Origin of the sequence: Streptomyces sp. NPDC051555 (genome assembly GCF_044454405.1) — a bacterium.
GTDB lineage: Bacteria > Actinomycetota > Actinomycetes > Streptomycetales > Streptomycetaceae > Streptomyces.
The window spans coordinates 40490-63346 of sequence record NZ_JBITDP010000017.1 but is presented as its reverse complement, the minus strand read 5'-3'; the positions used below and the strand labels follow the sequence as shown (position 1 = coordinate 63346).

General features: G+C 73.3%; 18 protein-coding genes, 3 tRNA genes and 1 pseudogene. 14 read left to right on the top strand and 8 right to left on the bottom strand.

Annotation, left to right across the window (positions count from 1 at the left end; all coding sequences use genetic code 11):
- Positions 1 to 217: 217 nt before the first annotated feature.
- The gene (locus ACIBEA_RS29400) at positions 218 to 1255 is read left to right on the top strand and encodes a rod shape-determining protein (protein WP_354381889.1); all 1038 of its coding nucleotides are present in this window, start codon (positions 218 to 220) and stop codon (positions 1253 to 1255) included.
- Complete coding sequence (locus ACIBEA_RS29395) at positions 1252 to 2886, top strand: GAF domain-containing protein (protein WP_399265993.1); 1635 nt, start codon at positions 1252 to 1254, stop codon at positions 2884 to 2886. The genes ACIBEA_RS29400 and ACIBEA_RS29395 overlap by 4 nt, the downstream gene beginning before the upstream one ends.
- Positions 2887 to 2893: 7 nt before the next feature.
- On the opposite strand, the gene ACIBEA_RS29390 is transcribed toward ACIBEA_RS29395, so the two are convergent.
- The gene (locus ACIBEA_RS29390; RefSeq protein ID WP_399265991.1) at positions 2894 to 3331 is read right to left on the bottom strand and encodes an Lrp/AsnC family transcriptional regulator; all 438 of its coding nucleotides are present in this window, start codon (positions 3329 to 3331) and stop codon (positions 2894 to 2896) included.
- 69 nt (positions 3332 to 3400) lie between these two features.
- On the opposite strand from ACIBEA_RS29390, the gene ACIBEA_RS29385 reads away from it, so the two are divergent.
- The 3 genes from ACIBEA_RS29385 to ACIBEA_RS29375 all read left to right on the top strand — a co-directional run bounded on the left by ACIBEA_RS29385 (position 3401) and on the right by ACIBEA_RS29375 (position 5925).
- Positions 3401 to 4111 carry a LysE family transporter gene (locus tag ACIBEA_RS29385; RefSeq protein WP_399265989.1) on the top strand — a complete coding sequence of 237 codons (711 nt, stop codon included), beginning with the start codon at positions 3401 to 3403 and terminating at the stop codon, positions 4109 to 4111.
- Positions 4112 to 4149: 38 nt separating this feature from the next.
- A complete protein-coding gene (locus ACIBEA_RS29380; RefSeq protein WP_399265987.1) occupies positions 4150 to 5490 on the top strand; it encodes a carboxyl transferase domain-containing protein in 1341 nt (446 codons plus the stop codon).
- Between the two features lie 78 nt (positions 5491 to 5568).
- Entirely contained in the window at positions 5569 to 5925 is a 357-nt protein-coding gene (locus tag ACIBEA_RS29375) for a hypothetical protein (RefSeq protein ID WP_399265984.1), read from the top strand.
- A gap of 19 nt (positions 5926 to 5944) precedes the next feature.
- On the opposite strand, the gene ACIBEA_RS29370 is transcribed toward ACIBEA_RS29375, so the two are convergent.
- Positions 5945 to 6832: a helix-turn-helix domain-containing protein gene (locus tag ACIBEA_RS29370; RefSeq protein WP_399265982.1), complete on the bottom strand. Its 888-nt coding sequence runs from the start codon at positions 6830 to 6832 to the stop codon at positions 5945 to 5947.
- Here ACIBEA_RS29370 and ACIBEA_RS29365 point away from each other — a divergent pair.
- On the top strand, positions 6831 to 7277 hold the full coding sequence (locus ACIBEA_RS29365) for a cupin domain-containing protein (RefSeq protein WP_399265980.1): 447 nt from the start codon (positions 6831 to 6833) through the stop codon (positions 7275 to 7277). The genes ACIBEA_RS29370 and ACIBEA_RS29365 overlap by 2 nt on opposite strands.
- A 13-nt stretch (positions 7278 to 7290) precedes the next feature.
- Here ACIBEA_RS29365 and ACIBEA_RS29360 read toward each other — a convergent pair whose 3' ends face one another.
- Complete coding sequence (locus ACIBEA_RS29360; RefSeq protein WP_399265978.1) at positions 7291 to 8607, bottom strand: MFS transporter; 1317 nt, start codon at positions 8605 to 8607, stop codon at positions 7291 to 7293.
- A gap of 258 nt (positions 8608 to 8865) precedes the next feature.
- On the opposite strand from ACIBEA_RS29360, the gene ACIBEA_RS29355 reads away from it, so the two are divergent.
- Both ACIBEA_RS29355 and ACIBEA_RS29350 read left to right on the top strand, forming a co-directional pair.
- On the top strand, positions 8866 to 10032 hold the full coding sequence (locus ACIBEA_RS29355) for a glutamate--cysteine ligase (RefSeq protein ID WP_399265976.1): 1167 nt from the start codon (positions 8866 to 8868) through the stop codon (positions 10030 to 10032).
- 100 nt (positions 10033 to 10132) lie between these two features.
- Positions 10133 to 10579: a CBS domain-containing protein gene (locus tag ACIBEA_RS29350; RefSeq protein ID WP_399265974.1), complete on the top strand. Its 447-nt coding sequence runs from the start codon at positions 10133 to 10135 to the stop codon at positions 10577 to 10579.
- A gap of 637 nt (positions 10580 to 11216) precedes the next feature.
- Here the strand turns inward: ACIBEA_RS29350 and ACIBEA_RS29345 are convergent.
- The 3 genes from ACIBEA_RS29345 to ACIBEA_RS29335 all read right to left on the bottom strand — a co-directional run bounded on the left by ACIBEA_RS29345 (position 11217) and on the right by ACIBEA_RS29335 (position 11622).
- Positions 11217 to 11290, bottom strand: a tRNA-Ile gene (locus ACIBEA_RS29345).
- Between the two features lie 181 nt (positions 11291 to 11471).
- Positions 11472 to 11544: transfer RNA gene (locus tag ACIBEA_RS29340), tRNA-Asn, on the bottom strand.
- Between the two features lie 5 nt (positions 11545 to 11549).
- Positions 11550 to 11622 (bottom strand) — tRNA-Asn (locus tag ACIBEA_RS29335).
- Between the two features lie 153 nt (positions 11623 to 11775).
- Between ACIBEA_RS29335 and ACIBEA_RS29330 the strand changes: the two genes are divergently transcribed.
- The 4 genes from ACIBEA_RS29330 to ACIBEA_RS29315 all read left to right on the top strand — a co-directional run bounded on the left by ACIBEA_RS29330 (position 11776) and on the right by ACIBEA_RS29315 (position 17471).
- A complete protein-coding gene (locus tag ACIBEA_RS29330; RefSeq protein WP_399265972.1) occupies positions 11776 to 12075 on the top strand; it encodes a YtxH domain-containing protein in 300 nt (99 codons plus the stop codon).
- A 103-nt stretch (positions 12076 to 12178) separates the two neighbouring features.
- Positions 12179 to 13651: an FGGY family carbohydrate kinase gene (locus ACIBEA_RS29325; protein WP_399265970.1), complete on the top strand. Its 1473-nt coding sequence runs from the start codon at positions 12179 to 12181 to the stop codon at positions 13649 to 13651.
- A 158-nt stretch (positions 13652 to 13809) separates the two neighbouring features.
- On the top strand, positions 13810 to 15543 hold the full coding sequence (locus ACIBEA_RS29320; RefSeq protein WP_399265968.1) for an ABC transporter ATP-binding protein: 1734 nt from the start codon (positions 13810 to 13812) through the stop codon (positions 15541 to 15543).
- Positions 15540 to 17471 carry an ABC transporter ATP-binding protein gene (locus ACIBEA_RS29315; protein ID WP_399265966.1) on the top strand — a complete coding sequence of 644 codons (1932 nt, stop codon included), beginning with the start codon at positions 15540 to 15542 and terminating at the stop codon, positions 17469 to 17471. The genes ACIBEA_RS29320 and ACIBEA_RS29315 overlap by 4 nt, the downstream gene beginning before the upstream one ends.
- A gap of 140 nt (positions 17472 to 17611) precedes the next feature.
- Here ACIBEA_RS29315 and ACIBEA_RS29310 read toward each other — a convergent pair.
- Positions 17612 to 18709: pseudogene (locus tag ACIBEA_RS29310) on the bottom strand (RNA polymerase sigma factor); the annotation flags it as partial.
- Positions 18710 to 18847: 138 nt separating this feature from the next.
- On the opposite strand from ACIBEA_RS29310, the gene ACIBEA_RS29305 reads away from it, so the two are divergent.
- Both ACIBEA_RS29305 and ACIBEA_RS29300 read left to right on the top strand, forming a co-directional pair.
- On the top strand, positions 18848 to 19498 hold the full coding sequence (locus ACIBEA_RS29305; RefSeq protein ID WP_399265964.1) for a hypothetical protein: 651 nt from the start codon (positions 18848 to 18850) through the stop codon (positions 19496 to 19498).
- Positions 19495 to 20535, top strand: a complete 1041-nt coding sequence (locus tag ACIBEA_RS29300; RefSeq protein ID WP_399265962.1) for a nucleotidyl transferase AbiEii/AbiGii toxin family protein — start codon at positions 19495 to 19497, stop codon at positions 20533 to 20535. The genes ACIBEA_RS29305 and ACIBEA_RS29300 overlap by 4 nt, the downstream gene beginning before the upstream one ends.
- On the opposite strand, the gene ACIBEA_RS29295 is transcribed toward ACIBEA_RS29300, so the two are convergent.
- Positions 20532 to 22778 (bottom strand): molybdopterin oxidoreductase family protein, encoded by a 2247-nt coding sequence (locus tag ACIBEA_RS29295; protein ID WP_399265960.1) that lies wholly within the window; start codon positions 22776 to 22778, stop codon positions 20532 to 20534. The two genes, ACIBEA_RS29300 and ACIBEA_RS29295, sit on opposite strands and share 4 nt — an antisense overlap.
- Between the last annotated feature and the right edge of the window lie 79 nt (positions 22779 to 22857).

Below are 22857 nucleotides of genomic sequence, written 5' to 3'. Positions count from 1 at the left end.
CCTTGTTACGCGCGGGTAGCACGGAATGTGGGGGCATCGTGTCGCCTGTCGGTACAGAAAACCACCCCCGTGCAGCACCCTCCCGCGCCCCGGAACGCCCCTGACCGCACCCCGACCGGAGCAGCACAACGGGCAATATGTCCGAATTACCCCAGAAGATACTGATTACGGCCGGTATTCATCGGCCCTTGCATCAGCGCTCTCGGGAGGACCTGTCGTGACCGTCAGTCTTGAGCAGCTGCGCCGCTGCCACGTCGCCGTCGACCTCGGGGCCGCCAGGACCCGCGTCTACGTCAAGGGCGCCGGCCTGGTCGTCGACGAGCCCAGTGTCGCCGCCGTGAACACGCGGACCGGCGCCCTCATCGCCGTCGGAACCTTCGCCGAACGGATGACCGGGCGCACACCCGACTACATCCGGGTCGTCCGCCCCGTCTCCGGCGGAACCGTCGTCGACATCGAGATGGCCCAGCGGATGCTGCGCCACCTCCTCGGCGAGAAGCTCCGGCGCGCCCTGCGCCGCAAGCCCCGGCTGCGCGCCGCCGCCTGCACCCCGCACGACGCGGACCCGCTGGCCCAGCGGGCGACCGTGGAGACCCTGGTCGGGCTCGGCGCCCGCCGGGTCGAGCTGGTGGACACCCTGATCGCCGCGGCCGTCGGCTGCGGCCTGCCCGTGGAGCAGCCGACCGCGACGATGATCATGGTGTGCGGGGCCGCGGCCACCCAGGTCGCGGTGCTCTCGCTCGGCTCGATCGTCACCGCCGAGCGCGTGCCGGTGGGCGGCGACGCCATCGACCACGCCGTCGTCCAGCACCTGCGCCACGCGCACGAGCTGATGCTGCCGAGCCAGGCGGTCCGGCCGCTCCAGCTGGCCCTGCACGGCAACGGCATCACCCAGGACGGCCCGGCCTCCACCCTGATCCACGGTCGCGACGTCGCGACCGGGCTGGCGCGCTCCGTCCAGGTGGACACGGCCGCGGTGCGCGACGCCATCCACACCCCGCTGACCGCCGTCATGGACGGCATCGGCAAGGTGCTGCGGGACTGCCCGCCCGACCTGGTCGCCGACCTGACGGACCGGGGGATCATGATGGTGGGTGGCAGCGCCCTGCTGCCCGGCCTGGACCAGATGCTGCGCGACGCCACCGGAATGCCCGTGCACATCGCGGAACGGCCGGACGTGTGCGCCGTACTCGGTCTCGGCGCGATGCTCGAAGGGAAGATCACCCCCATGGTTCTGAACCCCTTGGCCGAATGAGCCGGACGAGCCGGGCGGACCAGCCGGACCAGTCGGGCGATCCGGGTGGTCCGGTCGATCCGGGTGATCAGGGTGATACGGAAGCGGGACTCCCGGTCCTGCTGGAGGCGGTGCTCAGCGTCGGCTCCGACCTGGAGCTGCACGCCACCCTCCAGCACATCGTCGACTCGGCGGCCGAGCTGTGCACGGCGCGCTACGGAGCGCTCGGGGTCGTCGACCCCGAGCACGTCCGGCTCACCGAGCTGTTCACGGCGGGGATGACCGAGGCGGAGCGGGCCGCGATCCCCCGGCTGCCGGACGGCCGCTCGGGCCTGCTCGGCACGCTCATCAGCGATCCGCGCCCGCTGCTGGTCACCGACCTCGGCAAGGATCCGCGCGCGGCCGGCTTCCCGCCCGGCCACCCACCGATGCATACCTTCCTCGGCGTGCCCATCCGGGTGCACACCGAGGTCTTCGGCAACCTCTACCTCACCGAGAAGCGCGGCGGCGGACCCTTCACGGAGGAGGACCTCGCGCTCGTACGGGTCCTGGCCGCGCAGGCGGGCATAGCGATCGGCAACGCCCGGCTGTACGAGACCGCGCGCCGCCGGGAGCGCTGGATCGAGGGGGCGGCCGCCGTGACCACCACCCTGCTCGCGGGGCGCCCGGCCGCCGACGCGCTCATGTGCGTGGCCGAGCGGGCCCGGATCCTCGCGGACGCGGCGGCCGGTGTGGTGCTCCAGCCCACCGCGGTGGGCGGCATGGAGATCGTGGCCGCCTCCACCGAGGGCGATCCCGGGGACCTGGTCGGCACGGCGATCGCGCCCGGCTCGGCCGTCCTGGAACAGCTGCTCGGCGGCGAGCCCGTCTTCATAGACGATTCGGCGACCGACCCCCGGATGACCACGCACGTCCGGGTGCGGTTCGGACCGAGCATGATGCTCCCGCTGCAGAGCGGCGGGCAGCTGATCGGCACGCTGGCGCTGCCCCGGCACCGGGGCGGGAAGCCGTACGACGCCGTGGACCGGCTCCTGGCCTCGCAGTTCGCCTCCCAGGCCGCGCTGGCGCTCGTCCTCGCGGACGCCCAGTACGACCGCGAGCAGCTGGCCGTCTACGAGGACCGCGACCGGATCGCCCGGGACCTGCACGACCTGGTGGTCCAGCGGCTGTTCGCGACGGAGATGATGCTGGAGAGCACGCGGCGCCGGTCCTCCACCGCGCCTTCCGGGGACACGGTCGGCGAGGAGCTGGGCCGGGCGGTGGACGAGCTGGACTCCACCATCCAGGAGGTGCGGACCGCCATCTTCGCCCTCCAGCAGCCGCCCACCGACGCACCGACCACCTTCCGCGGCCGGGTGCTGCGGGAGACCGGGGGCGCGGCGGTCCTCTTCGGCTTCCAACCGTCGGTGCACTTCACCGGGGCGGTGGACACGCTGCTCCCGGATCCGGTGGCGGGCTCCCTGCTGGCGGCGCTGCGCGGAGCGCTGGCGGCGGCGCACCGGCGCAGCGAGGTCACCTCGATCGAGGTCGCCGTGACGGCGGAGGCGGAGACCACCGCCGGCCCCGGCCGGGTCACCCTCACGGTCTCGGACGACGGCATCACGGACCCGGGCGCCCGCGGCACGGAAGTGACCTGGCGGTCGGCGCTGTGACGCGTTCCTAGTCCTGTGGCCGGGTAGCGGCGCGCAGCGCGATGCGGGTGCTGGACTGGGCCACCCCGGCCTCCCGCTTGAGTCGGCGCAGCAGGGTGTCCAGGGCTGCCGGGTCGGCGGCCCTGGCGCGGACGAGGTAGTCGTGCGCGCCCGTCACGTGCACCACCTCGGTGATCCCGGGCAGTCGGGTCACCCGCTGCTCGAACTCCTCGTTGGTGGTGTCGGGCCGCAGCGTGACGTCGATGAAGACGACGAGGCCGCCGCGGGTGTCGGCGGCCGGGTCCACGACGGTGGTGAAGGCGAGGATCACCCCGTCGCGGCGCATCCGGCGCACCCGGTCGGCGGCGGCGTTGGCGCTGAGCCCGACGCGGACGCCGAGGTCGCGGTACGAGATCCGCGCATCCTGCTGCAGGATGCCGAGGATCTCCCTGTCGAGGCGGTCCATATCGCGATTGTCGCAGCCGCGGCCGATATCCACCGCCGTCCCGCATCCCGGCCGCCCGATGCTCGACCCATGGACCCGATCGACCTGATGAACCCCGCCCTCGCCGGCGCGGCCGCCGGACTGGGCGTCGCGATGCCGATGGGCGCCATGAGCGTGCTCCTGCTCCAGGAGGCGATGCGCTCGCGCCGCGCGGCGGTCGCCGGGGCCGCGGGTATCGCGGTGGTCGACTTCGCGTACGCCGCCCTGGCCACGGCGGTCGGCCCCTGGGTGGCGGCGTCCCTGGCCCCCGTCGAGGCCCGGGTGCGCCTGCTGTCCGCCGCGATCCTCCTGACGATCGCCGCCCACGGCCTCTGGCGCCACCACCACTCCTCCGCACCCCCCGGCCCCGCCGGAACCGCCGGAACCGGAGCGCCCGCTCCCGCGACGGCGGCCACCCCCGTAGCCACGGCCACGGCCACCGCAACGGCCACTGCCACCGCCACCGCCACCGCGCGCAGGGCCTTCACCCGGTACGTCGGCCTCACCGCCGTGAACCCCACCACCGCCCTCTACTTCGCCGCCCTCACCACCGCCCAGGGCGCCCGCATCGGCACCGGCCCCGCCGGAGCCGCCTTCGTCGGGGGTGTGCTCCTCGCCTCCCTCCTGTGGCAGCAACTGCTCGCCGCCGTGGGCTCCTTCGCCGGGAGCAGGATCTCCGACGCCGCCCGCGCCTGGACCTTCCGGCTCGGCTACGGCCTGATCGCCCTCTACGCGGTCAAGATCGCCCTGCCCCTCCCCTGACCCCGCCCGACCGTCCGACCACGCAGTACGCTGGCGCCGTGACGACCCGCCTCTCGGCCCGCGCCGCCATCGACTCCGTCGCCGACCCCGGTAGCTTCGCCGAACTCCCGGTCCCCGAGCGGGAGTCCCGCCCGGACGGACCGCTCGGCTGGGACGGTTACGACGACTCCCGGGCCCGCGCGGCCGCCCGCACCGGCGAGCGGGAGTCCGTCGTCACCGGCACCGCCCGCGTCGATGGGCGCGAAACCGCCCTGATCTCCTTCGAGTTCGGCTTCCTCGGCGGCTCCCTCGGTGAGCGCACCGGCGACCGCCTCGAAGCCGCCTACGCCCACGCCCGGGCCCACCGTCTCCCCCTCCTCTCCCTGATCGCCACCGGCGGCTCCCGGATGCAGGAGGGCATGCTGGCGCTGACCCAACTCCAGCGCGTGGCACGCCAGTCCGTCCTCAACCGGGCCGCCGGGCTGCCGCAGATCGCCGTGCTGCGCGACCCGACGACCGGCGGCGGCTGGGCCACCCTCGGCGCCGGCGCGGACGTCGTGCTGGCCCTGCCCGGAGCGCAGGTCGGGTTCGCCGGTTCCCGGGTGCGCCCGGCGGACGCGGATCCGGCGGCCTACACCGCCGAGGCCCAGTACGCCGCCGGGCACGTGGACGCCGTCGTGCCGGCCGGGGAACTCGCCCGGACCGTCGGCGACTGGCTGCGCCTGCTCGGCTCGCCGCACCCCGGGCCCGTCGATCCCCCGGCCGCGCTGGCGGACGTACCGCCTCCGGCGACCGGGTGGGAAGCCGTGCGCCAGGCCCGTCATCCGCGGCGGCCGCACGCCCTCGCCTACCTGGACGCCCACTTCGACCTGCGGCTGCCCCTCTCCGGGGACCGGGCGGGCGGCACCGACCCGGGGATGCTGTGCGGTTTCGGGCTGCGCGCCGGCCGGGCCGTCGCGTACGCCGCCCAGTGCGGCACCGCGACCCGCCCGGCCGGCTACCGGACGGCCGCCCGCGTCATCCGCCTCGCGGACCGGCTCGGGGTGCCGGTGCTGACCCTGATCGACACCCCGGGCGCCGCCAACGACGCGGCGGCCGAACACGCCGGGGCGGGCGCGGCCATCGCGGACGCCTTCGCCGCGCTGGCGGCGGCCACGGTGCCGGTGACCACCCTGCTGATCGGCGAGGGCGGTTCGGGCGGAGCACTGGCACTGGCCGCACCCGGCAACACCTGGGTCACCCCGGACAGTTACTTCTCCGTCATCGCGCCGGAGCTGGCGGCGGCCATCCTCAAGCGGCCCGCGGAGCAGGCCCCGGCCACCGCGGACCAGCTGCGCCTGCGCCCGCAGGACCTGGTGGACCTGGGGGTGGCGCGCGGCATCGTCACCCCGAAGCCGTGACGCGCCCCGGCCGCGGACCGCGCGGCTTCCGGTAGGTACCGCCGGGAACCGCCCGGCGGCGCTGACCCGGGAGCCCCCATGTCACGCACCGCACACCACCGCAGGTCCCTCGCCGCCGCCCTCCACCAGGACGGCCCGCTCCCCCTCACCTTCACCGTCACCCTCTACGACCTGCGCTTCAGCGCCCGGCTGCGCGCCGAGGCGGAGCGGGCGGGCCGCCGCGTCCGGCCCGCGGCCGTCCGCCGCCGGTCCGTCACCCGCCGGCTGCCACGGCTGCTGCGCGACCCCTCGGTGGCCCGCTGGGCCGCCCAGGACGAACGACGCGCCCGCGCCCGGCTGCGTACGGCCGTGCGCGCCGCGGTGCGCACGGCCGGGGCCGGCGACCCGGACGTCCGGCCGGCCCGGCACCGCCGCGGCGCCCTCTGGCTCGCCTGACCCGCGCGGCGGCGCCGGGTCAGCCGGTGCGGCCGGAACGGGCGAAGCGCGCCGGGGTGGTCCCCACGTGCCGCCGGAAGTGGCGGGTCAGGTGGGCCTGGTCGTAGAAGCCCGCCGCCCCCGCCACCTCGGCCGGCGCCATCCCCGCGAGCAGCAGCCGCCGCGCGGCTTCGATCCGCCGCCCGGTCAGGTAGGCGTGCGGGGGCAGCCCGTACGCCTGCCGGAAGACACGGATCAGGTGCGTGGGGTGTACGTGCCCCAGCACCGCGGTCGCCTCCGCCAGGGTGATCCCCTCGACGAGGCGCGCGTCCAGGAGCTCGCGCAACCGCACGCCGAGCCCCGCGCCCGGGGGCGCGTACGCCGCCTGCTGCCGCCCGGTCAGCCGCTCCCGCAGTCGCTGGGCGATGAAGGCGAGCCGGGACTCCGCCTCCAGCCGCTCGGCCGTGGGGCCTTCGTGCGCGGCGGCCGCCTCCCCCAGCAGCAGGTGCAGCCCGTGCACCCGCTCCCGCAGCACCGCGTCCCGCAACAGCGGGGACCCGACGGCGGCTCCGGTCAGCGCGGGGGCCAGGACGTCGGCGTCGAGGTAGAGCACCCGCTTGCGGAAGCCCGCCTCGGTGACGGTCCGCCCGTCGTGCGCGACCCCGGGCGGAAGCAGGATCACCATGTCCGACGCCCCGGCCCGGGGCACCCCGACGCCGTGCCGTTCGCGCTCCAGGGCGAAGTCGACCCGGCCGCCGTCGAGGACCATCAGCGTCCAGGTGTCGTGGACGTGTGCGGGGTACGCGTGTGCGGTGAACCGGGCGTGGAACACCTCGGCGATGCCGGGGACCGGTGGATGCCACGCGTGGACGCTCACGTCAACAACGTACAAGACGGCTCCCACGGGGCCCGGGCAGGCTTCCCCCATGACGACACACGGCAGTTCGGAGCAGACGGTCTCGAAGGCGGCGAAGGCAGCGAAGGTGGCGAAGCCGGCGAAGGTCGATGTAGCGGCGAAGCTGGCCGGGTTCGACGAGCACTGGGCGCCCCGACGGATCGCCCGCGTCAACGACTACGACGTCCGGGCGGCCAAGCTGCTCGGTTCGTTCGTCTGCCACTCCCACGAGGACACCGACGAGCTGTTCCTCGTGGTGAGCGGGACCCTCACCATCCTCCTGCGGGACGCGGACGGGGCGGGCACGGGCGAGAGTTCGGTGGTGCTCGGTCCCGGCGAGCTCTTCGTCGTACCGCGCGGGACGGAGCACTGCCCGGTGGCCGAGGAAGAAGTCTCGGTCCTGCTGTTCGAGCCGACGGCCACGGTCAACACCGGTGGCGCGGGCGGCGACCGCACCCGCGAACCGGTCCCGGCGTGACGGGCCGTCCCGGTCAGGCCTGCGGCGAGCGGGCGTCGTAACGGGCGAAGCCGCGCCAGCGCAGTCCCAGCAGGACGAGCCCGAGCACGCACGCGAGCCCGCCGCCGGTGATCGCGATCCCCGGCGAGGTGAGCTGGGCGACGGAGCCGGCCAGGAAGTCGCCGAGGCGCGGGCCGCCCGCGACGACGACGATGAAGACGCCCTGGAGGCGGCCGCGCATGTCGTCGGGGGTGGCGGCCTGGAGCATCGTCGTGCGGAACACCATCGAGATGGTGTCGGCCCAGCCCGCGAGGCCGAGGAAGAGCAGGCCCAGCCAGAGGTTCCGGGTGAGCCCGAAGACGGCGATGGCCAGGCCCCAGGCGCCCACGGAGATCAGGATGGCGAGACCGTGCCGCCGGATCCGGCCCTGCCAGCCGGAGAGGAGCCCGCCGAGCAGCGAACCGATCGCGGGCGCGGCGACCAGCAGGCCGACGATCTTGGCGTCGCCGCCGTACCAGAGCAGGGCGATGGCCGGGAAGAGCGCCTTGGGCTGGGCCAACACCATCGCGCACAGGTCGGAGAAGAAGGTCATCCGGATGTTGGGGCGGGTACCGAGGAAGCGCAGCCCGTCCATGACGGAGGCGCGCCCCTGGCCGTCGTCCGTCCGCTCGGGGCGCATGGCGGGCAGCCGCCACATCGCGTAGAGCGCGGCGGAGAAGGCGACGGCGTCGATCAGGTACGCCGCCTGGTACCCCCACCAGCCGACGATCAGGCCGCCGAGCATGGGGCCCGCGGTGAAGCCGAAGGTGGTGGTCAGGGAGGTCAGCGCGTTCGCGGCGGGCAGTTGCTCCGGCGGCACCAGCTTGGGGATCATCGCGGATCGGGCGGGTGAGGTGAGCGCCCCGCAGACCGCCTGGAGCGCGACCACCAGGTAGAGGAACCAGACCCGGTGGTAGTCGAGCAGCGCCGCGGTGGCCAGGGCCACCGACAGGACGGCGGCGGCCGAGGAGCTGTAGAGGCCCAGCTTGCGCCGGTCGACGGTGTCCGCGACGGCGCCGCCGTAGAGGCCGAAGACCACGAGCGGGACCAGCGAGAAGAGCCCGACGAGCCCGACGTAGAAGCTGGAGCGGGTGATGTCGTAGACCTGGAGCGAGATCGCCAGGGCGGTCATCGCCTGGCCCATCCAGGAGATGGTGTTGCCGGCCCACAGCCGCCGGTAGTCGGGGGAGGTCCGCAGGGGCGTGAGGTCGGCGAATATGCGCCGCTTCGGGCCCGCGGCGGGGCCGGGGCCGGGGCCCGGGCCGTCGGGGGCCGCGTCTTCGGACTGGGTCCGTGGGGTCGTACGAGTCACATCGGATGCTAACCGCCCGCCCCCGCGGCGCTCGATCGAATTCCGGCCCGTGGACGCGGCCCGCGCTCGCGACCCGCGGGGGCGCCCCGCGGGGGCGCCCCTCCCTCCCCTCCGTCACCACCGGGCTCCGGGCCCCCGCGGGACCCGCCGCCCGGCCGCTAACTCGCCACTATCACCGGACATTTGACCGAATCGACGTGCGCTCACCCCCTGTCGTTCAGCTCATGATGAAACGACTCGAATGTCCAGGGAGGCGCAGTGATCGAACCTGGCAAGAGCACACCGAGCAACATCGTCCGCGGCCCCGGGGTGCTGGGGCGCACCGCGACGGTCCCCCTGACGGTCGGAGTCGAGGAGGAGTTCCTCCTCGTCGACGCCCGCACGTTCCGACTGGCCCCGACCGCCCCTCTGGTCCTCGCGACGGCTGCCGGTGATCCGACCCTCCTGCACGCCGAGGGCACCCGCTACCAAGTGGAGATCTCCTCGCCGATCGCCGCCTCGGCCACCGGGCTCCGCGAGGACCTCACCGCGCTGCGGCGCAGCCTCGCGAAGGCCGCCCGCGCGCACGGCTGCCGGTTGCTGGCCAGCCCCTCGCCCGTCATGGCCGCGTCGGGGCCGCTGCACCTGAGCGACGACGAGCCGCGCCAGCGCGAACAGGCCCGCCGCTACGGCTCGCTCACCCAGACCCTGGTCAGCTGCGGTCGCCACATCCACGTCGGCACGCTGGACGTGGACACGGCGGTGGCGGTGGCCAACCGGGTCCGGCCCTGGCTGCCCACACTGATCGCGCTGGCGGCCAACTCGCCCTTCTGGGACGGCCGGGACACCGGGCACGCCAGCTGGCGCGCGATGGCCTGGTCCACCTGGCCCTCCGCCGGACTGCCCCCGCACTTCAGCTCGACCGCGCACTACCGGCGCTCGGTCCAGTCGCTGCTCGGCTCCGGGGCGGCCCTCGACACCAAGATGGTCTATTGGGACCTGCGCCCCTCGGGGAACTGGCCGACCTTGGAGATCCGGGCCCCCGACATGTCCCCGGACGTCGACGGCGCCGTCCTCCAGGCCGAGCTGGCCCGCGCCCTGGTCGCCACCGCCCTGCGCGAGCTGGCCGAAGGCCGTCCCGACCCGGTCGTGCGGGAGGACGTACTGCGCCTCGCGCGCTGGCGCGCGGCCCACGACGGGCTGGAGGGCTTCGGCCTGGACCCCTACAGCGGGGCGGAGGTACCGGCGGCCGACCTGGCGGAGGCGATGCTCGACCTGATCGCCCCGGAACTGGCGGCCGCGGGAGACCTCGACCACGCGGCCAAGGCCCTGGCCGGACTCCTGCGCGACGGCTCGGGCGCCCAGCGCCAGCGCGTCGCCTTCGCCCGCCGCGAGAACCTGGACGACGTACTGCGTCAGCTCGCCGACGAGACGGAGGACTTCTGACCCACACCCGATCGGGGGCCGCAGCGGCCGCGACGCTTACCCGGCGCGAGGGCGGGTAGGCGCCGCGTACAGGTGCGGCTTCCGGCCAGCGGGAGGACCCATGATCCGCCGAGTGCACGAGGTGATGACCGGGAATCCGGTGGCCGTCGAGCAGCTGACCTCCTTGGCGGAGGCCGCGCGCGTGATGCGGGACGCGGGCATCGGGGACGTGCTCGTCGTCGCGGAGGGGCGGCTGCACGGCATCCTCACGGACCGCGACATCGTCGTCCGCGCCCTGGCGGAGGGCAGGGACCCCACGGAAACAACGGTCCGGGCCGTGTGCACCCCCGACCCGGTCACCGTGGGCCCCGACGACGGCGTGGACCAGGCCCTCGACCTCATGCGCCGCCACGCCCTGCGACGCCTACCGGTGCAAACCCCGTCCGGCGACCTCGCCGGCATCGTCACCCTGGGCGACCTGGAGATCGAACGCGACCCTGGCTCCCCCCTAGCCTCCATCTCAGCGGCAAAGCCAAGCCCCCCGCCCACCCCCACGGAGCCGACGTGACCACAGCCCGGCGCGACCGCCGACCCGCGGCCGGTCGGAAGCCGGCGGCGCGCGGCCAGGGCGGAGGCAATGGCGTGCGCGCGACCATCCTCGCGGTCGCGGGGTCCACACCCCGGGCGAGATGTACTGGGACGACCTCGGCAGACCACCCCCGCAGGCGCGGGGTCGACACTTCCTGAACTGGAACTCATCTGGCTAGGCGGCTGATTTCCTTTAGTTGGTTCCGAGGGTGGGCGGAGAGGATCAGCCTGCCGAGGTCGACAGGCTGCCAGCGGTCGGGGCCGGACTCAGGCGACGCTTCCAGTGCGGGTGAGCGGTGGCCCGGTGCCTTCGCGTGCGGGAGTCAACGGCATCGCTGCCCGAGGCTCGCAACCGCCCTCGACCCGGGTGTTGGGGGCCGGCGCGGAGCTGCATGTGGAGGGCTGGAGGAGGGGCTTGGCCCTTGGCCGAAGAGCACGGGTGGGAGCGCACACCACTCGTCCCGCCGATGAGCTGACAGAACCCCAGCTCAGAAGCCATCACGGCCCGCACGAGGCAGCCTGCGCCTCAATATTCGCCACACCGAGGCACGGCCCTCACGGCCGCAAGAAACACGTTTCCGCAGGTCAGAACGTTTCTTCTGACCTGCCGCTCGCAGTGGGGCGGGTGGGACTCGAACCCACGGCCGACGGATTATGAGTCCGCTGCTCTAACCGGCTGAGCTACCGCCCCTCACGGCGCGTCGCGCACACTTGTACGCGCCGTCTGCCGCAGCATAGCCGCTCATACGATCTCCTGCCTCGGATGCCTCGCATGATCGGCTTCGCCTGCTCAGAGAGACCGCGCCGAGGGCTGCCCGGTTCCCGAGCGGGACAAAAAAAGAAGAGGACCCACCGGGTCCTCTTCTTCATCGCTCCCCCGACTGGACTCGAACCAGTAACCTGCCGATTAACAGTCGGCTGCTCTGCCAATTGAGCTACAGGGGATCGCGCTCCCCCGACTGGACTCGAACCAGTAACCTGCCGATTAACAGTCGGCTGCTCTGCCAATTGAGCTACAGGGGATTGCTGCGTGCGCCAAACAGCCGACCATCGGTGGTGCCGAGGGGCGCTCGTTCGTTGCGAGACATAGATTAGCGCAAGCAGGGGGGTGCTCCGCCAATCGGTATCGCGCAGGGCCGGGCGGGCCGGGCACCGACACTTCGAAGGGCGGCAGACATGCGGTACAAGGTCACGTTCGTCGTGGGGCTGGCCCTCGGCTACGTGCTGGGCACCCGGGCCGGGCGCGAGCGCTACGAACAGCTCAAGAAGTCGGCGCGGGAGCTCGCCCAGAACCCCGCCGTGCGCAACGCGGCCGAGACCGCCGGGCAGAGCGGCCGGCAGTTCGCGGGCAAGGCGTTCGCCGCGGTGAGCGACAAGGTCGGGGACGCCGTGCCCGACGCGCTGGCCGGCCGGGTGCGGGGGCTGCGCGGTCGGGGCTCCGGCGCCGACGACGAGTGGGGCACCAGCAACACCTGACGGCGACAGCTTCGGCGACAGCTGACGGCCGCGGCCGAAGCGGAGTGGGGCCCACCGGACCGCGGCGGACACGGCCGTCCGGCGGTGCGGCAGAATTCACCCCATGGGGATAGTCGCCGGGCTGGACAGCTCTTCCACCTTCACTCGCATCGTCGTCTGCGACACCGACACGGGCGCCGTGCTGCGCCAGGGGTACGCACCCCATCCGCAGCACGGCGGGTCCGAACCCGACGGCGCGAACCCCCACGAGACCGACCCCCAGGCCTGGCTGCTCTCGCTCGGCGAAGCCGCGGGCGGCGGGCTGCTCGAAGGGGTGCAGGCCATCGGCGTCTCCGCGCAGCAGCACGGGCTGCTCGCGCTGGACAACCAGGGGACGCTCGTACGACCGGCCCTCGTCGGCAACGACAAGCGCGGCCAGGTCGCCGCCGCCGACCTCATCGAGGCACTCGCCACCGAGGGCCACGGCGGCCGTCGGGTCTGGGCGGAAGCCGTCGGATCCGTCCCGCACTCCGCGCAGCCGATCGCCAAACTGGCCTGGTTGGCGCGCGCCGAGCCCGAGGCGGCGCGGCGCGTGGCGCTCCTGATGTCCCCGCACGACTGGCTCGTCTGGCAGCTGCTGGGCCGCCCGGCGCGGCGCACCACCGACCGCGGCGGCGCCTCCGGCACCGGCTGGTGGTCGACGGCCACCGGTTCCTACCGCCCCGACCTCGTCGAGCTGGCGCTCGGTCACCGGGCGATGCTGCCCGAGGTGCTCGGTCCGGCCGACGCCGCGGGCACCACCCCGGAGGGCCTGCTGATCTCCGCCGGTACGGGCGAGACCATGGCCGCGGCCCTCGGCCTCGGGCTCGGCCCGGGCGACGCGGTGGTCTCCCTGGGCGCGTCCGGTTCCGTGATGGCCGTGCACCACGAGGCGCTGTCGGAGCCGAACGGCCTGATCACCTCGCTCGCCGACGCCACCGGAATGCACCTGCCGGTGGTGAACACCTCCAACGCGGTACGGGCCCTGCGCGGCACCGCCGAGATGCTGGGCACCGACCTGGAAGAGCTGTCCGAGCTGGCCCTGAAGTCGACGCCGGGCGCGCACGGGCTCGTGCTCCTGCCGTACCTGGAGGGCGAGCGGACCCCGAACCTGCCGCACGCCGCCGGGACCCTGTCGGGCCTGCGGCGCGACTCGATGAAGCCGGAGCACCTGGCGCGGGCGGCCTTCGAGGGCATGCTGTGCGGGCTGGTGGACGCCCTCGACGTGCTGCGCACCCGGGGCGTGGAGATCCGTCGGGTCTTCCTGCTGGGCGCGGCGGCCGAGCTGCCCGCGGTGCAGGCGGCCGCGCCGGGACTGTTCGGCACGCAGATCGTCGTACCGCAGCCCGCGGACTACGCGGCGCTGGGTGCGGCGCGCCAGGCGGCGTGGGCGCTCGGTGTGGCGCAGGGCACGCTCGCCCCGCACACCCCGCCGGTGTGGCCCGCCCCCGCGGGGCAGGTCTTCGAACCGGGCGAGGACCTCGCGGTGTGGCAGGCCGTGCGCCAGCAGTACGTCGCGACGCGCGAGCAGATCCACCCCGGAGCCTTCCAGGTCTGAGGGCGGCGCGGGACTCGCGCCAGGTCCGAGAGCGGCGCGGGGCTCGCGGGCCCGGCGTACTCCTTTTGACCCGGCTTTGCGAAAAAGGGTGGGGATCACGTGCCCGGTTGGCCGAAGATGGAGTGAACCCCCTCGATCTTGCCGACCGGAGCCTGCGCGTGCTCATACGACTTCTGCGGACCTATTTGGGTCCGTACCGGAAACCCATCGCCTTGTTGGTCCTGCTCCAGCTGCTGCAGACCAGCGCCAGCCTGTACCTCCCCACGCTCAACGCGGACATCATCGACAACGGTGTCGTCAACGGTGACACCGGCTACATCCTGTCCTTCGGCGCACTGATGCTCGGCGTGTCGCTCGTGCAGCTGGTGTGCAACGTCGGCGCGGTGTACTTCGGTGCCCGCACCGCGGCCGCCGTCGGCCGTGACATCCGCGGCGCGGTCTTCGACCGGGTACAGAGCTTCTCCGCACGGGAGCTGGGCCACTTCGGGGCGCCCTCGCTGATCACCCGTACGACCAATGACGTCCAGCAGATCCAGATGCTGGTCCTGATGTCCTTCACCCTGATGGTCTCGGCGCCGATCATGTGCGTCGGTGGCATCGGGATGGCCCTGTCCCTGGACCTGAAGCTGTCGAGCGTGCTGGCGGCCGTCGTGCCGGTACTCGGCATCGCGGTGGGCGCGATCGTCTGGAAGACGCGTCCGCTCTTCCGCCTCATGCAGACGCGGCTGGACACGGTGAACCGGGTGCTGCGCGAGCAGATCACCGGCAACCGGGTGATCCGCGCCTTCGTCCGCGACGACTACGAGAAGGACCGCTTCCGGCAGGCCAACGCCGACCTGACCGCGGTCTCCCTGGCGTCGGGCAAGCTGCTCGCGCTGATGTTCCCGACGGTCATCCTCGTCGTGAACATCTCCAGTGTCGCCGTGATCTGGTTCGGGGCGATGCGCATCGACAGCGGCGGGATGGAGATCGGTCAGCTGACCGCCTTCCTCGCCTACCTGATGCAGATCGTCATGTCCGTGATGATGGCCACCTTCATGTTCATGATGGTGCCGCGCGCCGAGGTCTGCGCGGAGCGCGTCCAGGAGGTCCTGGACACCGAGACCAGCGTGACGCCGCCCGCCGATCCGGTGCGCGAGCTGGCCCGGCACGGGCAGCTGGAGCTGCGCGGGGCCGACTTCCGTTACCCGGGCGCCGAGGCGTCCGTGCTGCGCGGGGTGGACCTCGTGGCGCGGCCCGGCGAGACGACCGCGGTCATCGGGTCCACGGGCAGCGGCAAGTCCACGCTGCTGGGGCTCGTACCGCGGCTGTTCGACGTGACGGGCGGCGAGGTGCTGGTCGACGGCGAGGACGTCCGGCGCCTCGATCCGGCGCTGCTGGCCAAGACGGTCGGCATGGTGCCGCAGAAGCCGTACCTCTTCTCCGGAACCGTCGCCTCCAACCTGCGCTACGGGCGCCCCGGGGCGAGCGACGAGGAGCTGTGGCAGGCCCTGGAAGTGGCCCAGGCCAAGGGGTTCGTGTCCGAGCTGGAGGGCGGCCTGGAGGCTCCCATCACCCAGGGCGGAACGAACGTCTCCGGCGGCCAGCGCCAGCGGTTGGCGATCGCCCGCACGCTGGTGCAGCGCCCCGAGATCTACCTCTTCGACGACTCCTTCTCGGCCCTGGACTACGCGACGGACGCGGCGCTGCGCGCGGCGCTCGCCCGCGAGACCGAGGACGCGACCGTCGTCATCGTCGCCCAGCGCGTGTCCACGATCCGCGACGCGGACCGGATCATCGTGCTGGACGAGGGCCGGGTGGTGGGCGAGGGACGCCACCACGAACTGATGGCCGGCAATGAGACCTACCGGGAGATCGTGCTCTCCCAGCTGACGGAGGCGGAGGCCGCATGAGCGGGCCCGGTGGACGGATGATGATGGGACCGCCGACGACGCGGTCCCTGGACTTCAAGAATTCCGGCAAGCGGCTGCTGGCGCAGCTGACGAAGGACCGGGCCCCGCTGTGGGGCATGGTCGTCGCGGTCATCGGCAGCGTCGCCTGCTCGGTGGTCGGCCCGAAGATCCTCGGCAAGGCGACCGACCTGGTGTTCGCCGGGCTCGTGGGCCGGAACATGCCGCGTGGCATCACCAAGGAGCAGGCCCTGGAGGGACTGCGCGCCAAGGGTGAGGGCGGCATGGCCGACATGCTGTCCGGGACCGACTTCACGCCGGGTCAGGGGATCGACTTCGGCGGCGTCGGCACGGTCGCGCTCTGGGCGCTGGCCGCCTTCACGGCGGCCGGCCTGTTGATGCTGGTCGCGACCCGGCTGGCGAACCGCGTGATGAACGGGACCTTGTTCCGGATGCGCGAGGAGCTCCAGGGCAAGCTCTCGCGGCTGCCGCTGGCCTACTTCGACCAGCAGAAGCGCGGCGAGGTGCTCAGCCGCGCCACGAACGACATCGACAACATCGGTCAGACGCTCCAGCAGACGATGGGGCAGCTGCTGAACTCGCTGCTGACGATCGTCGGTGTGCTGGCGATGATGTTCTGGATATCGCCGCTGCTGGCGCTGGTCGCGCTGGTGACGGTGCCGATGGCGATCTTCATCGCGGCGAAGATCGGCAAGAAGTCACAGCCGCAGTTCGTGGCGCAGTGGAAGGTCACCGGCACGCTCAACGCGCACATCGAGGAGATGTACTCGGGGCACACGCTGGTGAAGGTCTTCGGGCGTCAGCAGGAGTCCGCGGCCACCTTCGCCGAGCAGAACGAGGCGCTGTACCGGGCCTCCTTCAAGGCGCAGTTCGTCAGCGGGATCATGCAGCCCGTGATGTTCTTCGTCTCGAACATCAACTACGTGCTGGTCGCGGTCGTCGGCGGGCTCCGGGTCGCCTCGGGCACCCTGTCGATCGGTGACGTGCAGGCCTTCATCCAGTACTCGCGCCAGTTCTCGATGCCGCTGACGCAGCTCGCGTCGATGGCCAACCTGGTGCAGTCGGGCGTGGCCTCGGCGGAGCGGGTCTACGAGCTGCTCGACGCCGAGGAGCAGGAGGCCGACTCGGTGGTCCAGGACCTTGCGGAGGAGGTCCGCGGGGCGGTCTCGCTGGAGAAGGTCTCCTTCCGCTACGACCCGGACAAGCCGCTCATCGAGAACCTGTCGCTGTCCGTCGAGCCCGGCCACACGGTCGCGATCGTCGGCCCGACGGGCGCGGGCAAGACCACGCTGGTCAACCTGCTGATGCGGTTCTACGAGGTCACGGGCGGCCGGATCGCCCTCGACGGGGTGGACATCGCGAAGATGAGCCGCGAGCAGCTGCGCTCGGGCATCGGCATGGTGCTCCAGGACACCTGGCTCTTCGGCGGCACCATCGCCGAGAACATCGCGTACGGCGCCTCCTCCGCGCGCGCGGTGACGCGCGCGGAGATCGAGGAGGCCGCGCGCGCAGCGCACGCGGACCGCTTCATCCGCACCCTGCCGGACGGCTACGACACCGTGCTGGACGACGAGGGCGCGGGCGTCAGCGCCGGCGAGAAGCAGCTGATCACGATCGCGCGGGCGTTCCTGTCCGATCCGGTGATCCTGGTGCTGGACGAGGCGACCAGCTCGGTCGACACGCGTACGGAGGTGCTGATCCAGAAGGCGATGGCCCGGCTGGCGGCCGGTCGCACGTCCTTCGTGATCGCGCACCGGCTGTCGACGATCCGCGACGCCGACGTGATCCTCGTGATGGAGAACGGCTCGATCGTGGAGCAGGGCACGCACGAGGAACTGCTGGCGGCGGAGGGTGCGTACGCGCGCCTGTACGCGGCGCAGTTCGCGCAGGCGGTGGCCGAGGTCGACTGACCCGGCGCGCCGGTCCGGCGCGGGGTGTGGTGGGCCAGGGGGCGTCCTTCGGGGCGCCCCCTTCGGCCGTCCCGGGCGCCCCCTTCGGCCGTCCCGGGCGTCGCTGCGGCAGTCCCGGGCGTCGCTGCGGCGGTGCCGTGTCAGTCCAGGTAGCCGCGCAGTTGGTCGGCGAAGGCGTGGTCGCGCAGCTTGTTGAGGGTCTTGGACTCGATCTGGCGGATCCGCTCGCGGGTCACGCCGAAGATCCGCCCGATCTCCTCCAGGGTCCGGGGACGGCCGTCGGCGAGCCCGTACCTCAGCTGCACCACCTTCCGCTCGCGCTCGCCGAGGGTGGAGAGCACGGCCTCCAGGTGCTCGCGCAGCAGGAAGAACGCGGCGGACTCCACGGGCGAGGCGGCGTCCCCGTCCTCGATCAGGTCGCCGAGGGCGACGTCGTCCTCCTCGCCCACGGGGGCGTGCAGCGAGACCGGCTCCTGGGCGAGCCGCAGCACCTCCAGGACCCGCTCGGGCGTCAGCTCCAGGTGGGCGGCGACCTCTTCGGCCGTGGGCTCGTACCCGCGCTCCTGCAGCATGCGGCGCTGCACGCGGACGACCCGGTTGATCAGCTCCACCACATGGACGGGCACGCGGATGGTGCGGGCCTGGTCGGCCAGCGCGCGGGACATGGCCTGCCGGATCCACCAGGTGGCGTAGGTGGAGAACTTGTACCCGCGGGCATAGTCGAACTTCTCAACGGCCCGGATGAGCCCGAGGTTCCCCTCCTGCACGAGGTCGAGCATGGTGAGCCCGCGGCCCACGTACCGCTTCGCGACGGACACGACCAGCCGCAGGTTCGCCTCGATCAGGCGGCGCTTGGCCATCCGGCCCATGACGACCAGTTTGTCGAGGTCCAGGACGAGGCGGGTGTCGAGGCCGGTCGCGGTGCCCAGCTTCTCCTCGGCGAACAGCCCCGCCTCCACGGCCCGTGCGAGTTCGACCTCCTCCTCCGCGGTGAGCAGTTGGATCCTGCCTATCTCGCGCAGGTACTGCCGGAACAGGTCGGCGGACGGCCCGCTCCCGGCGCTGCTGTCGTTGCGCCTGCGCTGCGTCGGCACCAGCTCGATCAGCTCCGGCGCCTCGGGCTCTTCGTCCACGGCCTCGACCTCGGGCTCGGGCTCTTCCGCGGCGCCTGCGGCTTCCGGCGCCACTGCGGTTTCGGTCACGGACAGGGTCTGGGTCTGCACGGGGGCGACCTCCAGGGCTCCGAGGACTCAGGCACCGCAACTCAGTGTGGGGTACGACACATCGCTGCCACGAGGGGCGTGCGGACACTTTCTGAGTCCGGTGCGTGACCGGATGGTTACCCCCCGACGGGAACCCCGATGCGGATCGGACGCATGTCCGAGATGATCGACGCCATGTCCTCGTACGAGACCCACGTGACGGTGCGCTGCCCGGATCCGACGACCCTGGCCCGCCTCGAAGCCTGGTCCGGCGAGCGGCGGTTGAAGGTGACCCACATCGTCCTGGCGCGGGGCCGGATGGTGTCGCAGCCGATGCTGACCCTGCCCGACCGCACGGGCCACCGGACCCTGCTGCCCGAGCTGCGGGCCGCCGGCTTCGACCCGGTGCGGGTGAAGGTGGAGACGGTGCCCTGGACCACGGACCTCCCGGGTCCGGGGGGCGGGTACTTCGAGCACCACCTCAAGCTGCGCCTGCCGACCGCCTTCGACCGGCCGGCCCTGGAGGCCCTGGTCGCCCCGCACGGGGCCCACCTGTCGTGGAACGCACGGCAGTTGCCGGCCGGCGGGGAGCACCACGAGCGGTTCGTGACCCAGCGGTGGCGCGGATCGCGGCGGGCGGCCGCGGCGGCCTGCGCCGCGCTGGCCGCGGAACTGGGTGGGGCGGGGTACGAGATCCGCGCGCAGGAGCGGGAGTTCGTGCTGTACGACAGCGACCTGTCGGTGGACGACGGTTGGATCGAGGAGATCCCGGAGAGGCCGGCGAGCCCGGAGGCCCTGGGGCACGAGGAGGGGGACGCACGATGAGCGGTACCGAGTGGAAGCCGTCGATCCGCGGCGGGCCGGACGACCCGGCGGAGCCGGCGTCGGAGCGGCGGCGCCGGGCGGACAACTACCCCCGGACCCTGGCGACGGGCCGCTCCGACAGCGCATCCGACACGGGTGTCGGCACCGGCGGGAGCGGGAGCGGCCTGGGCTTCGACCCGGCCCTCAAGCACTTCGCGGGCGCCTTCCGCCCGCTCGACCCGGAGATCTCCGACCCCGCGGTGCACGAGGCCTGGCAGCGGGCCCGGCGCGGCGCGATGGACATCGCGCTGCGGGCCGTCGGCGCCAGCGGCTGGTCGGACTCGCTCGTCCTGCGCGGCAGCATGCTGATGAAGCAGTGGTTCGGCCCGGCCGCGCGGGAGCCGCACGACCTCGACTTCGTCGTCGTACCGGCGGACCGGCAGATCGAGGAGGAGCGGACGGACCGGATGCTCGACGCCGTCGCGGCGGCGGCCGAGGAGTCGGCGCGGGAAGCGGGCGGCGCGCCGGTGATCGCGGCGTCCGACGCCGTCTCGGAGTACATCTGGACCTACGAACGCGTCCCGGGCCGCCGTCTGGTGCTGCCCTGGTCCGCACCCGGCCTGCCGGGCGGGCAGGTCCAGTTGGACTTCGTCTTCAACGAGGCGCTGCCGGTCGTACCCGAACCGGTACGGGTCGCCGGGGTGCGGCTGCTCGGGGCCACGAAGGAACTCTCGCTGGCCTGGAAGCTGATGTGGCTGGCCTGCGACCTGTACCCGCAGGGCAAGGACCTCTACGACGCGACGCTGCTGGCCGAGCACTGCTCCCTGCCGCACGCGCTGCTGGAGGACGTCTTCCGCCGGTCCGGGGAGTGGGAGGGGGCCGGGGGCGTCCTGCTGCCCGTCACCCCGGAGGCCTTCGCGGGTCTCGCCGAGGCGGACTGGGACGAGTTCCGCAAGGAGTACCCCGCGCTCACCGCCGGACCCGACGCCACCGCGGAGGGGCACGCGCGGCGCCTGCTCGCCCTCCTGACACCGGTGTTCGCGGAGGGCGCGCCCTAGGTGTATTGACCCGCAGGCTCGTTCGGGGCCGGCGGGTCGGTGAGGGCTTCGACGCGGACCGCGCAGACCTTGAATTCCGGCATCCGGGAGACGGGGTCCAGGGCGGCGTTGGTGAGGGTGTTGGCCCGCCCCTCGCCCGGCCAGTGGAAGGGCATGAAGACGGTGTCCGCACGGATGGCGTCGGTGATGCGGGCCGGGGCGACCACCCGGCCGCGGCGGGAGACCACGACCAGCGGACGGCCCTCCTGGGCGCCGACGCGGGCCGCGAGCCGCGGGTGGAGTTCGACGAAGGGCCCGGGGGCGGCCGCGTTCAGCTCGGCGACCCGCCGGGTCTGGGCGCCCGACTGGTACTGGGCCACCACCCGCCCGGTGGTGAGCAGGACCGGGTACTCCTCGTCCGGCACCTCGGCGGCGTCCCGGTGCGAGACGGCGACGAACCGCGCCCGCCCGTCGTCGGTGGCGAAGCGGTCGAGGAAGAGCCGCGGTGTCCCGGGGTGCGGTGCGGTGGGGGCGGCGGTGGCGGTGTCGGTGGCGGTGTCGGGGGTGTCTGCGTCCGGTTCCGGGGCGGCGGGGCAGGGCCAGAAGACGCCCTGTTCCGCCTCGATGCGGGCGTAGGAGATGCCCGCGTAGTCCGCCGGGCCGCCGGAGGAGGCGCGGCGGAGCTCCTCGAAGACCTCCTCGGGGTCCGTGGGGAACCCCTTCTCCACCCCGAGCCGGCCGGCGAGTCCGTGCAGGACGTGGAGGTCGCTGCGGACCCCCGGTGGCGGGGTGAGGGCCTGGCGGCGCAGCAGGACGCGGCCCTCCAGGTTGGTGGTGGTGCCGCTCTCCTCGGCCCACTGGGTGACCGGCAGCACCACGTCCGCCAGGGCCGCCGTCTCCGACAGCACCACGTCGGCGACGGCCAGGAAGTCCAGGGCGCGCACGCGTTCCTCGATGTGGGCGGCGCGCGGGGCGGAGACCACCGGGTTCGAGCCCATGAGGAGCAGGGCCCGGACGTCGGTGCCGAGCGCGTCGAGGAGTTCGTACGCGCTGCGCCCGGGCCCGGGCAGGCTGTCCGGGTCCACGCCCCAGACCCCGGCGACGTGCGCGCGGGCGGCCGGATCGGTGAGCTTGCGGTAGCCGGGGAGTTGGTCGGCCTTCTGACCGTGCTCCCGGCCGCCCTGGCCGTTGCCCTGGCCGGTGAGGCAGCCGTAGCCGGAGTACGGGCGCCCCGCGCGGCCCGTCGCCAGGCACAGGTTGATCCACGCGCCGACGGTGTCGGTGCCCTTGGAGTGCTGCTCGGGGCCGCGCGCGGTGAGCACCATGGCGGTTTCCGGTGCGCAGAACATCCGGACCGCCTCGCGCAGCCGGGGCACCGGCACCCCGGTCAGGCGCTCCACCAGCTCCGGCCAGTGGGCCATGACGCCGGCCCGGGCTTCGGACCAGCCGGTGGTGCGGGCGGCGATGAAGGCGTCGTCGGTGCGCCCTTCCGCGACGACCAGGTGCAGCAGGCCGAGGGCGAGCGCGAGGTCGGTGCCGGGGCGCGGGGCGAGGTGCAGGTCGGCCTGTTCGGCGGTGCGGGTGCGGCGCGGGTCGATGACGATCAGCGTGCCGCCGTTCTCCTTCAGCTCGGTGAGGTAGCGCAGGGCGGGCGGCATGGTCTCGGCGAGGTTGGAACCGACCAGGATCACGCAGCCGGTGCGCGGGATGTCTTCCAGGGGGAAGGGGAGACCCCGGTCGAGGCCGAAGGCGCGCTGGTGGGCTGCGGCGGCCGAGGACATGCAGAAGCGGCCGTTGTAGTCGATCTGCGAGGTGCCCAGGGCGACCCGGGCGAACTTGCCGAGCGCGTAGGCCTTTTCGTTGGTGAGCCCGCCGCCGCCGAACACGCCGACCGCGTCCGGCCCGTGCGTACGGCTCGTGCGGGCCAGGCCCTCGGCGACGGCGTCGAGGGCCTCCTCCCAGGTGGCCGGTTCCAGCTGCCCGGCATGGGTGCGGATGAGCGGCTGGGTCAGGCGCACCCGGGAGGAGAGCACGGCGGGGGCGGTGCGGCCCTTGCCGCACAGCGCGCCCCGGTTGACGGGGAAGTCCGCCCGCTCCTCCACCGTCACGGTGGTGCCCTCGCCCTCCGCGCCCGGCCCGGGGCGGAGGTTCATGCCGCACTGCAGGGCGCAGTACGGACAGTGCGTGGCGGTGACACCGGTCGCGGCCGCGGCCGGGGCCGGGGTGCTGCCGGTGGTGGCGGTGGCGGGGTCCCGAGGGTGCATAGGGCCACCTTGCGGGCGGGCTGTTACGCGGGCCGCCGCTCCCCGTTACACGTCGGGTACGTCGACCTCAGCGCCCGCC